This is a genomic window from Micromonospora sp. ABR4_055 (genome assembly GCF_056160425.1).
Genome location: NZ_JBSWXD010000018.1, coordinates 1 through 15,570 on the forward strand (window position 1 = coordinate 1; position 15,570 = coordinate 15,570).

At 72.4% G+C, this 15,570-nt stretch carries 12 protein-coding genes; 3 read left to right on the forward strand and 9 right to left on the reverse strand.

The window, feature by feature from the left end; all coding sequences use genetic code 11:
* A partial coding sequence (gene eccD / locus ACXAHD_RS07225; RefSeq protein WP_475049323.1) for a type VII secretion integral membrane protein EccD occupies nt 1-1,448 on the reverse strand: 1,448 nt, incomplete at its 3' end.
* 103 nt (nt 1,449-1,551) lie between these two features.
* On the opposite strand from eccD, the gene eccCb reads away from it, so the two are divergent.
* Both eccCb and mycP read left to right on the forward strand, forming a co-directional pair.
* Nucleotides 1,552-5,562 carry a type VII secretion protein EccCb gene (gene eccCb, locus ACXAHD_RS07230; protein ID WP_281555802.1) on the forward strand — a complete coding sequence of 1,337 codons (4,011 nt, stop codon included), beginning with the start codon at nt 1,552-1,554 and terminating at the stop codon, nt 5,560-5,562.
* Between the two features lie 42 nt (nt 5,563-5,604).
* A complete protein-coding gene (gene mycP, locus ACXAHD_RS07235; protein ID WP_289211978.1) occupies nt 5,605-6,999 on the forward strand; it encodes a type VII secretion-associated serine protease mycosin in 1,395 nt (464 codons plus the stop codon).
* Here the strand turns inward: mycP and ACXAHD_RS07240 are convergent.
* From ACXAHD_RS07240 to ACXAHD_RS07265, 6 genes are all read right to left on the reverse strand, one after another.
* Nucleotides 6,920-8,098 carry a MarP family serine protease gene (locus ACXAHD_RS07240; RefSeq protein WP_281552786.1) on the reverse strand — a complete coding sequence of 393 codons (1,179 nt, stop codon included), beginning with the start codon at nt 8,096-8,098 and terminating at the stop codon, nt 6,920-6,922. The genes mycP and ACXAHD_RS07240 overlap by 80 nt on opposite strands.
* 61 nt (nt 8,099-8,159) lie before the next feature.
* Nucleotides 8,160-8,915 (reverse strand): NUDIX hydrolase, encoded by a 756-nt coding sequence (locus tag ACXAHD_RS07245; RefSeq protein ID WP_475049327.1) that lies wholly within the window; start codon nt 8,913-8,915, stop codon nt 8,160-8,162.
* A complete protein-coding gene (locus tag ACXAHD_RS07250; RefSeq protein ID WP_475049329.1) occupies nt 8,912-9,526 on the reverse strand; it encodes a TlpA family protein disulfide reductase in 615 nt (204 codons plus the stop codon). Before ACXAHD_RS07250 ends, ACXAHD_RS07245 begins: the two co-directional genes overlap by 4 nt.
* Before the next feature lie 83 nt (nt 9,527-9,609).
* Nucleotides 9,610-10,380: an endonuclease III gene (gene nth, locus ACXAHD_RS07255; RefSeq protein ID WP_289213682.1), complete on the reverse strand. Its 771-nt coding sequence runs from the start codon at nt 10,378-10,380 to the stop codon at nt 9,610-9,612.
* Nucleotides 10,381-10,487: 107 nt separating this feature from the next.
* Nucleotides 10,488-11,597: a CapA family protein gene (locus ACXAHD_RS07260; RefSeq protein WP_475049370.1), complete on the reverse strand. Its 1,110-nt coding sequence runs from the start codon at nt 11,595-11,597 to the stop codon at nt 10,488-10,490.
* A gap of 76 nt (nt 11,598-11,673) precedes the next feature.
* Nucleotides 11,674-12,441 (reverse strand): adenosylcobinamide amidohydrolase, encoded by a 768-nt coding sequence (locus tag ACXAHD_RS07265; protein ID WP_289211977.1) that lies wholly within the window; start codon nt 12,439-12,441, stop codon nt 11,674-11,676.
* 218 nt (nt 12,442-12,659) lie between these two features.
* On the opposite strand from ACXAHD_RS07265, the gene ACXAHD_RS07270 reads away from it, so the two are divergent.
* The gene (locus ACXAHD_RS07270) at nt 12,660-13,337 is read left to right on the forward strand and encodes a Crp/Fnr family transcriptional regulator (RefSeq protein WP_281552784.1); all 678 of its coding nucleotides are present in this window, start codon (nt 12,660-12,662) and stop codon (nt 13,335-13,337) included.
* Between the two features lie 62 nt (nt 13,338-13,399).
* Here the strand turns inward: ACXAHD_RS07270 and ACXAHD_RS07275 are convergent, their stop codons facing one another.
* Both ACXAHD_RS07275 and ACXAHD_RS07280 read right to left on the reverse strand, forming a co-directional pair.
* Nucleotides 13,400-14,446, reverse strand: a complete 1,047-nt coding sequence (locus tag ACXAHD_RS07275; protein ID WP_281552783.1) for a hypothetical protein — start codon at nt 14,444-14,446, stop codon at nt 13,400-13,402.
* Nucleotides 14,443-15,393, reverse strand: a complete 951-nt coding sequence (locus ACXAHD_RS07280; protein ID WP_281552782.1) for a transporter substrate-binding domain-containing protein — start codon at nt 15,391-15,393, stop codon at nt 14,443-14,445. Before ACXAHD_RS07280 ends, ACXAHD_RS07275 begins: the two co-directional genes overlap by 4 nt.
* Between the last annotated feature and the right edge of the window lie 177 nt (nt 15,394-15,570).

Genomic DNA, 15,570 nt, shown 5'->3' on the forward strand with positions numbered 1-15,570 from the left:
GGGGGGGGGGAGAAAGTATTTGGTTGTTCTCTTGGGGGGGGGTCTTCTTGGGCGCGCATCTTTCCCCCCCTCTCTCTCCCCGTTTTTCCCCTCCCCCCCCCCCCCCCCCCCCCCCCGGCCCACCGGTAGAGCCCGAAGACGGCACCGGCCAGCGGAACGACGCTGACCAGCGCGGTGATCTCCAGCAGGTCGGCCGCCCGGCTCAGGTACGGCGACGGTGACCGGCCGGCGTACCGGGCACCGACCGCAGCGGTCGACACCGCGACCATGCCCACGGCCACGACCAACGTCGACGGCGACACCGGCAGGTACGCCGGCAGCGCGCCGAACACGGACAGTGTCGTGGCCGCTGCCCCCGCGACAAGCAGTGGCGGCCGCTGCCGGGTACTGACGAACGACCGCGAGCGCAGTGACATCGCCAGCCCGACGACGCCGACCAGCACCACCCCGACCACCCCGCCGACCTGCGCCAGCACCACGCTGGCCGCGACGCCGACGGCGGCGTACCCGATCAGCATCCCGGTGAGTAGTTGCTCGGCCCGGGCCACGGCACCCGGCACCCGGTCGCTCGTCCCGACGACGGTCGGCACCTGGCCGAGCCGGACGGCGAGTCGGGGCAGCAACCCGACCCCGCAACCGACCACCACCAGCAGTCCGGCCGCCGCGCCGGCCGCCCCGGTGACCGTCGACGCGGCGATGGCCGCCATCGAGCCGAGCCCAGCCACGGTCACCACGGCGACGAAGATCGGCCCGCCGGCGGGCACCGCGGCCCCGGCAGTCACCGCCGTGCCCAGCAGCACGAGTAACCCGGTCGCCATGGCCGCAGCGGTCGGCCAGTCGTCGGGACGCAGCCCGACCGGATCACCGTCGCCGGCAGCGAGCAGACCGGCGGCGAACGCGTACGGCAACGAGCCGGCCCCGAGCACGACGCCGGCCGCCGCGTCCCGCCAGACCCGTCCGGCCAGTACCCCGACGGCGAGCACCGCAGCCCCGACGAGGACCGCCACCCTTGCCCGCTCGGCCGTCCCGGTGCCGGCCCCGACCAGCACCAGCCATCCCGCGCCGAGCCACAGCCCGGCCGCGCCGAGCGCGTACCCTCTGGTTGTCGCGGCCGACCAGGTCCGGCCCTGCTGACTGGCGGCGGCCGCAATCGCCTCGGCGACGTCGTCGTACTCCGGCTCCGGCCAGTAGGTCCGCCCGGGCACCAGATGCAGCACGTCGCCGTCGCGGATCCCCTGCTGGCGCAGCGCCTGCCCGGCAGACACCGGCGCCCCGTCCGCCCGACGCAGCACCCAGCCTCCGTGCCGTTCCCCGTCGTCGGCCAGCCCGTCCCCGTTGTGCCGCAGCAGTTCCGGCAGCAGCTCGGCGACCGGCACGTGTCCGGGCAGGGCGAGATCCAGTCGGCGGTGCGGTCCGCAGACGGTGATCCTGGCCAGGCTCACGTTCATCGCCCCTCCTCGACGCCGCGACGGCCGGACCGGTGCCGGACCGGCGACCGCCATCCACCGCCGGTCCATTGCGGAACACTCTACGTAGGTGTTAGCTGACGCGATGGCGGGCATCGTCCTCAACAGATCCGAGCGTCGTCCGGCACCCGGGATCCCGGCCGGGGAGGTCCGCATCCCCCCGCCTCCGCAGGTCGCCGATCCGGACTCCGGCCGCTGGCAACGCCTGCTGGCCCTGCTGCCGATGGCCGGCGGATCGGTGGCGATGGCAGTGCTGCCGGGCCGCGACGGCGGGGTCTACCCGTACCTGATGGCCGCGGTGTTCGGGGTGTCGACGCTGGCCATGCTGGCGACCAGTTGGAACTCCGCGCCCGGTGCCGGCACGCGGTCCGCGACCGACCTGGCCCGGCGTCGCTACCTACGGCAGTTGGCCGGCCTACGCGGCCAGGTCCGGGGGACCGTGGACCGGCAACGGACCGCACTGAACTACCGGTACCCGGATCCCGATCGGTTGTGGTCGACGGCGGCGAGCAGCCGGGTCTGGGAGCGCCGACCGCACGACCGGGATTTCGCGACCGTACGGGTCGGGGTCGGATCACGCCCACTCGCCACCCCGCTCGTGCCACCGGCCGACGACCGGCCTGTGGACGAGATCGAGCCGCTCACTGCTGCGGCGCTACGACGGTTCATCGACTCGTACTCGGTGGTGCCGGGGCTGCCGATCGTGGTCGGGCTGCGTGACGTCGCCCGGATCTTCGTCGTCGGACGGCCGGACGGCGATGCCCCGGACGGGGCACCGGCCGCGCTGGTACGCGCGGTGCTGGCCCAGCTGGCCGTCCTGCACGCCCCGGACGACCTGCGCATCGCGATCTACGCGCCGGCCGACCGCCGCGACCGGTGGGAGTGGGTCAAGTGGCTACCGCACGCTGGTCATCCGCAGCGCACCGACGCCACCGGCCCGCTGCGGTTGGTCGCCGGCAGCGCAGCGGAGCTGGCTCGGCTGCTGGACTCGATGTCCCCCGCGCACGTCGTGGTGGTGTGCGACGGCACTCAGCCGAACGACGGGACCGGAGCGAACGACAGGACCGGAGCGAACGACGGCGGCGGAAACGGCGTCACCGTGGTCCAGGTGGGCGTACCGGCACCCCGGATACTCGACCGGGTCACCGTGGAGCTGTCGGTCGGCCCGTCCGGTCGGCTGGTCATCCGTGGGTCGACCGGGCCCATCGACACCGGGACGGCCGACGGGCTGGGTGTCGTCGAAGCGGAGGCCCTCGCCCGCCAGCTCGCCCCGCTACGGCTCGCGACGAACAGCGGGCCGGCCCGATCCGCCGCAGTGGCCCAGGCGGACCTGGTCCAGCTGCTCGGCTTCGGCAGCGGTGGTGCCGGCGCCCGCTGGTGGACGACGGCCGGACCGGACCGCAGCCCGTCAGTCGACCGCCACCTGCGGGTCCCGTTCGGGGTCACCGCCGAGGGGCAGCCGGTCGAGCTCGATCTCAAGGAGTCGGCGCTGCACGGCATGGGGCCGCACGGGCTGGTGGTCGGTGCCACCGGCTCCGGCAAGTCGGAGCTGCTCCGTACGCTGGTCCTCGGGTTGGCTCTCACCCACCCGCCGGAGTCGTTGAACCTCGTCCTGATCGATTTCAAGGGTGGAGCAACGTTCGCCGCGCTGGACCGGTTACCGCACACCGCGGCGGTGATCACCAACCTGGCGCAGGAGCTGCCGCTGGTGGACCGGATGGCCGACGCGCTGCATGGTGAGGTGGTCCGCCGCCAGCAGCTGCTGCGCCGGGCGGGCAACCTGGCCAGCCGACAGGACTACCTGCGGGTACAGCCGACCGACGAGACCCTGCCGCCGCTGCCGTCACTGGTGATCGTCTGCGACGAGTTCACCGAACTGCTCACCGCCAAGCCCGACTTCATCGACATCTTCCTGCAGATCGGCCGGGTCGGACGGTCCCTGGGGATGCACCTGGTGCTCGCCTCGCAACGGGTGGACGAGGGCCGGTTACGCGGACTGGACACCCATCTGGCGTACCAGATCGGGCTGCGGACCTTCTCGGCGCTGGAGTCGCGGGCGGTCCTCGGGGTACCGGACGCGTACCACCTGCCCCGCGAGCCGGGTCACGGTTTCCTGCGGTACGGCACCGGGGCACCGGTCCGGTTCCGGGCCGCCTACGTCTCCGGGCCGTACCGCCGACCGGCCCCGCGCCGGGCCGGTGGTCCCCGCTCGACGCCCATGCTGTACGGCTTCCGGACGCACCCGGTGCCGGCGGCCGCCACCCGGCCCGAACCGTCGGCCGCGCCCGGCACGTCGGGCACCGGGGCCAGCCTGCTCGAGGTGAGCGTCGACCGGCTGGCCCGGAACGGTCCACCGGCGCACCGGGTCTGGCTGCCGCCGCTGGGCGAGCCGCCCCAGCTGGATGACCTGCTCGGTCCGGTGCGGCTGGTGCCCGGTCGGGGCCCGGCCGTGGCCGACCCGGACCGGTCGGAACAGCTGCGGGTGGCCGTCGCCGCGGTCGACAAGCCGTACGAGCAGCGCCGGGATCCCTTGTGGCTGGACCTGGACGGGGCGGCCGGGCACGTCGCGGTGGTCGGCGCACCGCAGAGCGGAAAGTCCCAGCTGATCCGGACATTGATCTGCGCCCTGGCGCTGAGCCGTTCGCCGGCCGAGGTGCAGGTGTACTGCCTCGACTTTGGCGGCGGGGCGTTGGCCGGGCTGCGGGACCTGCCACACGTCGGCGGAGTGACGGTCCGCACCGAGCCGGCAACGGTACGGCGTACCGTCGCCGAGGTCACCGACCTGCTCGCGAGCCGGGAGCGGCGGTTCGCCCGGGACGGGGTGGAGTCGATGGCCGCGTACCGCGCCCGCCGCGCGACCGGGACCGGGACCGCCACCGGCAGTACGCCGGACGACCCGTACGGTGACGTCTTCCTGGTCGTCGACGGCTGGACCACCCTGCGCGGCGAGTACGACGACCTGGAACCGTCGATCACCGACCTGGCCACCCGTGGCCTGTCGTACGGGGTGCATCTGGTCGCCTCGGCACCCCGCTGGGCTGACTTCCGGCCGGCGCTGCGGGATCTGTTCGGCTCCCGGCTGGAGCTGCGACTCGGTGACCCGATCGATTCGCTGGTGTCGCACCGGTCGGCCGCCAACGTGCCACCGGGGTCGCCGGGCCGCGGGATCACCAGCGACGGCCTGCACTTCCTCGCCGCGGTGGCCGACACCGCCGCACTGGTCGATGCCATCGCCGACGGCTGGGCAGGGCCGGCGGCACCGCCGGTCCGGCTGCTCCCGGGCCTGGTGCCGTACGCCGCGTTGGACCGCACCGGCACGGCCGGGCTCCGGCTGCAGGTCGGGCTGGCCGAGTCGGACCTGCGACCGGTGTCGATCGACTTCGCCGCTGATCCGCACCTGCTGCTGTTCGGCGAAGCGGAGTCCGGCAAGTCAAGTTTCCTGCGCGCCCTCGCCACCACCGTCGCCGGTCGGTTCGCCCCGGAGCAGGCCCGGTTGATCATCGTCGACTACCGCCGCAGCCTGCTCGGCGCGGTGGACTCCGACCACCTGATCGGCTACGGCGGCAACGCGTCGCATACCGCCGACCTGATCGACTCGGCCGCAGATCATCTACGTCGGCGGCTGCCCGGACCGGACCTCACCGCCGCTCAGTTGGCCGGCCGCTCCTGGTGGACCGGACCCGAGCTGTTCGTCCTGGTCGATGACTACGATCTGGTCGCGGCCGGGTCGGTGAACCCGATCCAACCGCTGTTGGGGTACCTGGTGCACGCCCGGGACGTCGGCCTGCACCTGGTGCTCGCCCGCCGCGTCGGGGGTGCCGGGCGGGCTCTGTACGAGCCCTTCGTCCAGCAGTTGCGCGAGTCGTCCGCCGCGGGCCTGGTGCTCTCCGGCGACCCCGACGAGGGGCAACTTGTCGGCGGGGTCCGCGCAGAGCCGCTACCGCCCGGCCGAGGTCGGCTGGTCACCCGCCGGGACGGCATCCGTCTGGTGCAACTGGCGTACCTGCCGGCGGCCGATCCGACTGGGCCCACCGGCGTCGCGAACCGGCTATCGGCTTCCCCCAAGACTGCTTCTGACAGTGCAGAATCGCGGTAACCTCCGTGCAGCAAGTGTCTGCTGGGGTGAGAAGGCCAGATTGTGACGTCGTTGCCGCGCCATCCACGCAGCGCCGCCCGTTGGCTCGTCGGGGCGGTGCTGGTCCTGGTGACCGCAGTCAGCGGCCCGGCCGCGCCGCCCGGGCCCGAGCCGGTACGCACCGGCACGGGCTCCGCTGCCGCGGCGAGCGCCGCGCTTCCCGCCCGGTACGACCCGATCCGGGACGAACAGTGGCAGTTGCGGGAATTGTCGGCGACCACCGCCTGGCAGTACGCCACTGGCGCCGGGGTCACGGTCGCGGTGATCGATTCCGGGGTGGACGCCAGCCACATCGACCTCGCTGGCCAGGTACTACCCGGGATCGACTTCGTCGACGACGGTGACGGCTGGTCCGACCCGGTCGGGCACGGCACCACCGTCGCCGCGCTGATCGCCGGCCGTGACGACGACGAGGACGGGGTACTCGGGCTCGCCCCGGACGCCCGGATTCTGCCGGTCCGGGTGCTCGACGAGGAGAACCGCTACGACGACGCGCTGGTCGTCGCCAAGGCGGTCCGCTGGGCGGTCGACAACGGGGCCCGGGTGATCAACCTGTCGCTGGGCGGCAGCGGCGACAGCCCGGCGCTGGCCGCCGCGCTGGACTACGCGTTCGCCAGCGACGTCGTGGTGGTCGCCTGCACCGGCAACATCTCGGCCAACGGCACGTCGCGGGTCTGGTATCCAGCCCGGGAGCCAGGCGTCGTCGCCGTCGCCGGGATGGACCGGGGTGGCGAGCAACTGTGGGCCGGTTCGATCACCGGGCCGGAGACGGTCCTCGCCGCACCCGCCACCGGGCTGGTCGGCGCCCGACCGGACGGCTACTGGCAGGTGCAGGGCACCAGCTTCGCCGCTCCGCTGGTGGCCGCGACAGCAGCACTGATCCGGTCCCGGTTCCCGGAGATGTCGGCGGGCACGGTGGTCACCCGGCTCATCGAGACCGCCCGCGACATGGGCGCGCCGGGCCGGGACGATCGCTACGGCTTCGGCCTGGTCGATCCGGTGGCCGCGCTGACCGACGGGGTCGACGAGGTGCCGCGCAATCCGCTCGACGACAACCGGACTCCGGGTGTGGTCGGCTTCGGCCCAGCTCCCGGTCTGGAGTCCGCAGCGCCGACGTTGGCCGGCGGCTCGACCCGGATGGGCGGTCAGGACACCGGCGACCAAGGAGCCGGATGGGCGATCGGGCCGATCAGCGGACAGCGCAGTGAAGGCGGCGGCCAGGGGCTGCTCGGCAGCGGTCTGCTGCTGGTCACGGCGGTCGTCGGCAGCTGGCTGGCCCGGCGGATGCGGATGACGACGGTGGCTGCCCGCAGCGACGTCAGGCACACTCCCCGGTGGCGGTCCGGCGGGTGCTCCGTACTCCCAGAACCGCCACCGACGACGCCTCCTCGGCGGTGACCGCGAATCCGGTGTTCGGGTCGTCCGCCGCCGCCGCGAAGATCACCCCGAGCACGAGTCCGTTGGCCGCGACCAGCGGGCCACCGGAATTGCCGGACCGGACCAACGCACGGATCGTGTAGACCTCGCGGAGGACCTCACCGTCATCGTAGATGTTCGGGCCGGTAATCGGTCCGACGTCGCGGACCCGGGCGGACTGCGCATCGTACGGCCCGTCCAGCGGGAAGCCGAGCACGATCGCGTCGGCACCGGACGGGGCCGGACGGTCGGCGAACGGCATCACCGGAGCCGGCAGGTTCGGCACGTAGATGACCGCCAGGTCCCGCTCCGGGTCGTAGACCACCACTCGGCCGTTGTGCCGCTCGCCCAGAACCTCCACCGCCACGGTCTGCGTACCGGCGACCACGTGCGCGTTGGTCATCACCCGGTCCTCGGCGTAGACGAACCCGGAGCCTTCGATCCGGCGGGAGCAGCGGGGCGCGGAGCCGAGCACCTTGACCACCGACCGCTGGGCGTTCGCCACCACCTCGGAACCGGCCAGCGCCGGGTCCGGGGCCGGTACCTCGCGGACCCGGGTCGGGGTGAGCCCGCCGAAGACGTCCGGGAAGCCGCGGGTGTCGACGGTGTCCCGCAGCGCGTTGGACAACGCCTGCGCCTGCGGTGGCATCACCCGGTCGATGCCGTTGAGCAGGGCGCTGTTGCGTACCGCCCCGGCCAGGCCGGGCATCGCGGAGGAGCCCAGCGGCACCGCGACGAGCCAGGCCACGAGCAGCACCGCCACCAGCGAGATCGCCGCCCCGCCGAGGTCGTCGGCCCGGCGCCCCACCGGGCTGGTGATGGCGTGCCGCAGCCGGGAGCCGGCCCAGCCGGCCAGTGCCTGGCCGAGGACGGCGAGGCCGAACACTGCGACCAGTGACACCACGACCCGGGCCACAGTGTCGACGAACTGTTCAGCCAGCAGCGGCCCGAGCTGCAGACCGACCAGTGCGCCGCCGATGAACCCGGCGAAGGACAGCACCCCGATCAGGAACCCCTGGCGGTAACCGCTGATCGCGAAGACCAACATAAGCAGCAGCAGCACGACGTCGACGGCGGACACCCGTCAAGACTACGGGCACCGGGCGAGCGGCCCGGCCGCAGACGGACGTGGCGGCCGGCGGTCAGCCCGGCAGGCCGGCGGAGCCGTCCACAGTTGCCGCATCGCCGCTGGCCCGGTCACCGAGCGTGTCGGGCAGACCGGCGGCCGACGGATCGCCACCGGGCGACGGCTCGGGCGGCAGGTCAATGATCCGACCGGTCGGCCAGGCACCGGCCCAACCGGCCATGTCCAGCAGTGCGGACAGCACCCCGGCGGTGAATCCCCAGACGAGCATGCCGCGCACCTGGAACGCAGGTGACACCCAGCCGCTCGGGTGGCGTACCTGGAGTCGGTTGTCCGGGTCCACCAGCTCATCAACCGGCAATCGAGTGACATGTGCCACTTCTTCCGGTTGTCGGGGATGCACCGGATGTGGCCGATGCCACCAGCCGAGCACCGGGGTGACCACGAAGCCACTCACCGGTATCCACAGCCGCGGCAGTTGGGCGAGCACGGTGACGCTGCCCGGATCCAGCCCGACCTCTTCTTCGGCCTCCCGTAACGCGGTCGCCCGCGCGTCCCGGTCGCCCGGGTCGGCCGCGCCACCCGGGAACGCGGGCTGCCCGGCATGGTTACGCATGGTCGCGGCCCGCTGCAGCAGCAGCACGTCGGGCTCACCCGGCCGATGCTCGCCGAGCAGGACCAGCACCGCGCTTGGCCGACCACCCCGGGCCGGGGTCGCCACCCGGGTGAAATCGGCGGTACGGGCGGAGCGCACCCGGGTGAGCAGCGGCTGCCACCAGGCCGGCAACGGTTCGGAGGGCAGTGGGTGGGTCACGGGGCCACCGTCAGACCCAACTCGCGCTCGACGAGGTCGGCGAGCGTGGCGTCGTCGAGCGTACCCTCGTACGTCCGACGGATCTCCCCGTCTCCGTCGACGAACAGGGTCAGTGGCAGGCCGACCCGCTCGACCGCCAGCAGCAGCTGCCGCTCCCGGTCGACCAGGCTCGGGAACCGCAGCCCCAGATCCTCGGCGACGGCGACGGCGGGATCTCGGTCGTCGTAGGTGTTGACGCCGATCAGGTGCAACTGCCCGGCGGTACGGTCGGCAAGGCGTTGCAGCGCCGGCAACTCCTTGCGGCAGGGCTGGCACCAGGAGCCCCAGAAGTTGATCACGGCGGGTCCGCGTACCGCCGCGATGTCAACGACCGTCCCGTCGGCGAAGCAGGCCAGGCTGATGTCGGGCAGCGGGGTGCCGCCGCCCGGCGTACCGACGTCGGTCGACGGTTGCGGCGCGGCGGCGGCCGCAGCGGGCGGTGCGGTCAGGCCGGCGCAGTCGGCGAACGGGACCGGTCCGGACGCTCCGGCAGCGTCGCCCGTCCCGGCACCCGGGCCGGTGGTGCAACCGGACGCCGCCAGCAGCAACGGCATCAGGGCGGCGGCGAACAACGGCCCCGGCCTGAGCCGGCGACCTAGCCCCGGCCGACGGCGACGCCCGGGCTGACGGCCAGGCCCCGACGGGCGGCCGGCGCTCATGGCACCTCGGCGGTGACGGCCGCCGCCGGCACCAGGTCGGCGGGTATTCCGGCCTGCTCGGCCAGCTCCCTCGCGCGGGGACCCTTGAGCAGCTTCACCGCCTCGGCAGCGGCGGTCGGACCGGTGCCGTACGCCGGGCACAGCGGGGCTAGCGCACATGCGCCGCAGGCCGGTTTACGGGCGTGGCAGACCCGTCGGCCGTGGAAGATCACCCGGTGGGACAGCATCGTCCAGTCCCGGCGCTCAATCAACGCGCCGACCGCGTGTTCGATCTTCACCGGGTCGGACTCGTCGGTCCACGCCCAGCGGCGGACCAGCCGTTGGAAATGCGTGTCGACGGTGATGCCAGGGACGTCGAACGCGTTGCCGAGGATGACGTTCGCGGTCTTGCGGCCGATCCCGGGCAGCTCGACCAGCTGCGGCAGCCGGCGCGGTACCGCGCCGGCGTACCGCTCGGTCAATGCCTGGCCGAGCCGGATCAGCGAGCCGGCCTTGTTGCGGAAGAACCCGGTCGGCCGGATCAGCTCCTCCAGCTCGGCCCGGTCGGCGGCGGCGTAGTCGGCGGCCGTCGGGTAGCGGGCGAACAGCTTCGGGGTGACCTCGTTGACCCGCTTGTCGGTGCACTGCGCGGACAAGATGGTGGCGACCGCCAACTGCAGCGGGCCGTCGTGGTCGAGCTCGCAGTGCGCGTCCGGATGGGTCTGCGCCAGCAGTCTCGCCATCCGCCGGGCACGACGTTTACGCCCCAGGTCGGTCTCGGTACGCACGGCCCGGGCTGCCGCAGGCCCGGCGGCCGCAGTTGCGGTGGCCGCAGCCGGGGCGGTCGCGGCTCGGGGGGCTGGCGGTGTCACACCGGCCAGCCTACGTCGGCGGGTCAGTCCGACGGTGGCGAGATGGTGCCGTCATCGTCGAACTCGGCGCCGGTCTGCGGAAAGTCCAACCCGCTCAACTCCCGGACCAGGTCGAGCCCTCGGCGTTGCTCGTCGACAACGGGCAGACCGTTGCCGTTCATGTACGTGGCGACAAACTCACCGTCGACCCAGTCGCCGTCCGGGTCGAGGGTCACCTTCAGCACCCCGCCCCAGCCCAGCCGGCCGGTGTTGTTCAGCGTACCGCCGCCACCGGCGAAGTTCCCGAGGCTGTACGCGATCAGCCGGCCCTGGTAGAACTCCATGCCGCGCAGCACGTGCGGGCCGTGGCCGACGATCAGGTCCGCCCCGGCGTCGATCATCGCCCGCCCGAAGGCCATCGGATCACCGCGGTTCTCTCCGGCGAACAGCTCCGTGCCCGGGGTGACCCGGGTCATCTCCGCTCCCTCGGCACCCATGTGGACCTGCACGACGACCAGGTCGGCCTGCTCGTCGGCGCGCCGGACCACCTCCGCCGCGGCGTCCAGGTTGATCAGGCTGTTGTTCGGCGGAGAATACGAGGAGAAGCCGGCCACCGCGACGCTGACCCCCTCGACGTCCAGCACGGTGATCTGATCGAGCGCGCCGGTGTGCCGCAGACCGTGCTCCTCCAGCGTCTGCTGGGTGTTGCGGTATCCGGCCTCGCCGTAGTCGTACCCGTGGTTGTTGGCCTGGTTGAGCAGCATGAACCCGGCGTCACGCAGGTGGGCCGCGTACTCGGGTGGGGCCCGGAACTGGTGGCACTGGGTGGCGTCCGGGGCGCACTTGCCAGTCCCGGTGTCGACCGTCAGCGGCTCCTCCAGGTTGCCCATCACCAGGTCGGCGGCGAGTGCCTCGGAAACCGAGTCGAAGAAGCCGGCACCGCCGTCGGGCGGCAGGCGGTCGGGGGCGTTGCCGAGCACGATGTCACCGGTAGCCGACATCGAGATCTCCTGCGGCTCCGGCGACGCGGTGGCGGTCGGCGACGCAGCGGACTGCCACTGCGGTTCGGATCCGGACCGGTTGATCCCACCGAGCGCGACGATGCCGACCAGCACGGCACCGAGCAGAACGGCGGTCAGCACGACGATCGACAGAACGGGTCGGCCTGCGGCGGGCTCCTGCCGCCGGCGCCCCCGGGCGGCACGCTGGGCGTCACTCACTGGCGTGACCCTACCGGCCGGGAGTCTCCGGCGACGACAACCGTCCGGCTGGTTTGTCCCCGTGTCCGATTTGCCGTCCTTGCGGGTCCGGCGCGCCACCGCCCTGGGCAGTGCCACCACCCTGGGCGGTGCCACCACGCTGGGCGGTGCCACCACGTACCGCCGCGTGCGCTACCCGGGCGAGCCGCCCGCCCCAGGTCGACCGTGGACCGCCGTACCGCTGCTCCGGCCCGTCGGGCGGGCAGAGCACCACCACCGCGTCGGTCGCTGTGCCGGTGGCCCGCAGTCCGAGCTCGACCAGCGCCTGGGTCTTCGCCTCGGTGATGGTGGCGACCGCGTTCACCAGGGCGGCCTCACCGAGCCGTACCGGAAGCGCTGCGACGATGTTGATCGTCCCGACCTGCTCCGGCGGTGGCCCGGCGGTCCTGGGTGCGGCGGCCAGCACCGGGGTGCCGAGCCCGACGGTCGCCCACACCTGCACGCCGGCCTCGTCGCGGGTCACCATCCGACGCACGTCCACCCCGGTTAGCAGGCCGACGCCGGGTCCGCGCAGGTCGGCTTGCTCGGCCAGACCGACGAGGTGGGTGTCGGGGTCGTCGCGGCGGTACGACATCGGCACGGTCGCGTTGATCACCCACCAGCGCAGTCCGATCCCGCCGCCGAGCGGAGCGGAGCTGATGGTCAGCAGCGGCTCGGTGAGCGCCCAGCAGGCGTACGGCAGGGTCCGGCCGTCCTCGGTGCGGGTGGTGAACCATGGGCGGGCGACATCGGGAGACACCGGTCGACGATACGGCGTCCGCCGGTCGCACGGCGCTGACCGGTCGGCGTGCACGGTGCCGCATATTAACGACGGATCCACCCTGTTGGGTTACGCTCCTGGATCAAGATTCGGAGGGTGCGCATCCGGCCAGGGGCGGAGTGCACCTAGACTGACTGCGCGCGGCTGGTCACGGCTGGGGTGCCGGGGAACGGACGCCGCGCAGGCGGAGGTGCGCGATGGACGAGGTGCTGGCTCGTAGCGGGATCTTCCAGGGCGTGGACCCGGAGGCCGCGGAGGCACTCGCCAAGGAGATGGAGACGATCGACGCCCGCAAGGGCGAGGTCGTCTTCAACGAGGGTGAGCCGGGTGACAGCCTGTACATCGTGCTCACCGGCAAGATCAAGGTCGGCCGGCGGGCCGCAGACGGACGGCAGAACCTGATCGCCGTGATGGGCCCGTCGGACATGGTCGGCGAGCTGTCGCTCTTCGACCCCGGGCCGCGTACCGCCACCGCGACCGCCGTCACCGACACCCGCCTCGCCCGGCTGCGCAAGCAGGCGCTGCGGCCCTGGCTGAACAATCGGCCGGAGATCGCCGAGCAGCTGCTGCGGGTGCTTGCCCGACGGCTGCGCCGGACCAACGACGCCCTCGCCGACCTGATCTTCACCGATGTACCGGGGCGGGTAGCCAAGAATCTGCTGCAGATGGCCGGCCGGTTCGGCACCCGCGACGGCGGGGTGCTGCGGGTGACCCACGATCTCACCCAGGAGGAGATCGCCCAGCTGGTCGGGGCCTCCCGGGAGACGGTCAACAAGGCGCTGGCCGACTTCGCCTCCCGGGGCTGGCTGCGGCTCGACGGCAAGAGCATCATCATCCTCGACCCCGAGCGGCTCGCCAGGCGCGCCCGGGTGTGACCCGGCGGCGGATCTGCCCGGGGACCTGCGGCAGATCCGCCCCGGACGGGGCAACGGTTGGCTCACCTCACCGAGGCGGTCGCCCGGCAGACCGCGTCCACCGGGGTGACCGGTCGGACCTCCCGCCCCAACGCCTGCAGCAGCGAGTCCTCGACGTGGAACCCGTGCACCCAGAGGCGGTAGCGCGGCAGGTCCGCCTCGCTCGGGCAGAGCACCTGCGCCTCCACGTCGTCGGTCGGCACGTACCGGACACCGCCCTGTTCCTGCAGGATGGCCACGCTCGCGTCGTCGACCGCGATCACGCTGCCCCGGATGTGCTCGGTCTCCCCGCCCGACACCGCGACGGTGGTCACCGTACTGGGCAGCACCGGTGCGGTGGCCACCGAGTACGACGTCCAAGCCAGCGCGATCATGACGGTGAGCTGGCCGGTCGCGACCAGCAGGTGCACCGTGCCGGGCAGCACCGGGCCGGTCACGACGAGAGCCAGTAGCGGTGGAGCGCCCAGGATCAGCGCCACGAACCACTCACCGGTGACCGCCGCCTCGGCCAGGGTCGGCGCCAGCAGGCCGTAGTAGCCGATCAGCAGCAGGACGAACAGGGTCAGCCGGTTCGTCCGGCCACCGTCCGGCGGGTCCCCGGCCGTGCCGCGTTCGTCCGCCGTACGGGTGCGCAGCTGGGCGGTGGCCGCGATCGCCGGCAGCAGCAGCGGCAGATAGAGGATCTTCCAGGTCACGACGGCGACCAGCAGGGTGACGATCAGGAACCAGACGGGCACCACCCGCATCCAGCGGACCAGCAACGGCGGTCGTCGTCGCGCCCACCGCCGCTGGTCGTTGTTGACGCTGACGGTCAGCACCGCGCTGATCGCGAACAGGGCCATCATCGCACCGGAGACCACCCGGCTCGCCGTGCTGACGAAGGCGGCGACCAGGTTCACCGGGTTGACGTTGGCGGCCAGCAGCAGGGTGGTCTGGAGCTCGCCGCCGGCCTCGACGACCAGCCGGAGCACCGAAATGATCGCCGGAGCGCCGACCACCACGCTCCAGAACTGCTGCGCCGCCCGGTTCCGCCGGTCCGCCTCGTCGACCGGGCGCTCGGCGGCGGTCACCGCCGGTTCTTGTCGTCGTGGTCGACGAGGTCGGGCGCGCCGTCCGGTCGGGGCTGGCTGGCCTCGCCGAGCCACCGCCCCAGATGGTTGTTGTACGCCGTCTCCCAGGCGTTCGCTTCGTCCCGTTGGTCCCGTTGATAGCTCTTGTCCAGGAAGTAGCTGACCAGGTCGCGAAGGTTCTCGTCCTCGACCGGCACCCCGATGCCCAACTCCTCCTCGACGCCGAACGGCATGTCGACGATGGCGAGTTCGTCGGGGTTCTCCGAACGGAGTCCGGCGAGGATCGTCTCGTCGGAGACCATCGCATGGAAGTCGCCGGCCAGGACGCCGTCCCGGCAGGCGGCCGGATTGTCGGCCTGCTGGTGCGGGATCCCCCGTTCCCTGAGCATTGCCTCGGTGGTGGAGCCACCGGCGACGCAGACGGTGTACTCCTCGTCGTTCAGATCGGTGATCGTGGTGATCTCGTCGACGAACTCGGTGGCGACCAGCACCTCGGGTGTGGTGATCAGGTACGGGCCGGCGAACCCGACCCGCTTCTCCCGTTCCTCGGTGATGGAGAAGCTGGCCACCACGATGTCGACCTCGCCGCTGCGCAGCTTCTCGATCCGGTCCTCGGTGTCCAGCGGCACCCACGTGATGCTCTGGTCGCCGAAGCCGAGTGAGTCGGCGATGTAGCGGGCTATCTCGATGTCGAAACCGTGGTAGGAGTTGTTGCGCCGATACGACATCAGCGGAATGTCGATATTGACGCCGATGCGCAGCTCGGTCTGGTCGCTGATGGTCGAGGCCTCCCGGAGATCCCGCACGGTCGGCCGGTCCGGCGGCTGGTTGTCCTCACAGGCGACGAGGGCGACCAGCACCAAGGTCGCGGCAACCGCCAGCGTGGTCATAGTCTGCCGGGTACGGTGGTCGACGTACGTGCGTGACTTGGTGGATCTATCAGTCATGGCAACCTCACGACTGCGACAGTCAGGATCGATTGCGTGTCGGGCAGCCGTCCACATTGCCGGCTCCGCTCAATGTAGTGGTTCCCGGCAATACCCGGCACCGCCGAGTTGCGCCGCGCCGGATCCGGTGATCTTCGTACTGAGGGCTTCAGCGGATCTTCGTAACGGGCCGGATCA

What these genes read in the sequence shown, in the direction of transcription:
- ACXAHD_RS07280 (WP_281552782.1), bottom strand. Translation starts at nt 15,393, where the DNA reads ATGACTGATAGATCCACCAAGTCACGCACGTACGTCGACCACCGTACC.
- ACXAHD_RS07270 (WP_281552784.1), top strand. Translation starts at nt 12,660, where the DNA reads ATGGACGAGGTGCTGGCTCGTAGCGGGATCTTCCAGGGCGTGGACCCG.
- eccCb (WP_281555802.1), top strand. Translation starts at nt 1,552, where the DNA reads ATGGCGGGCATCGTCCTCAACAGATCCGAGCGTCGTCCGGCACCCGGG.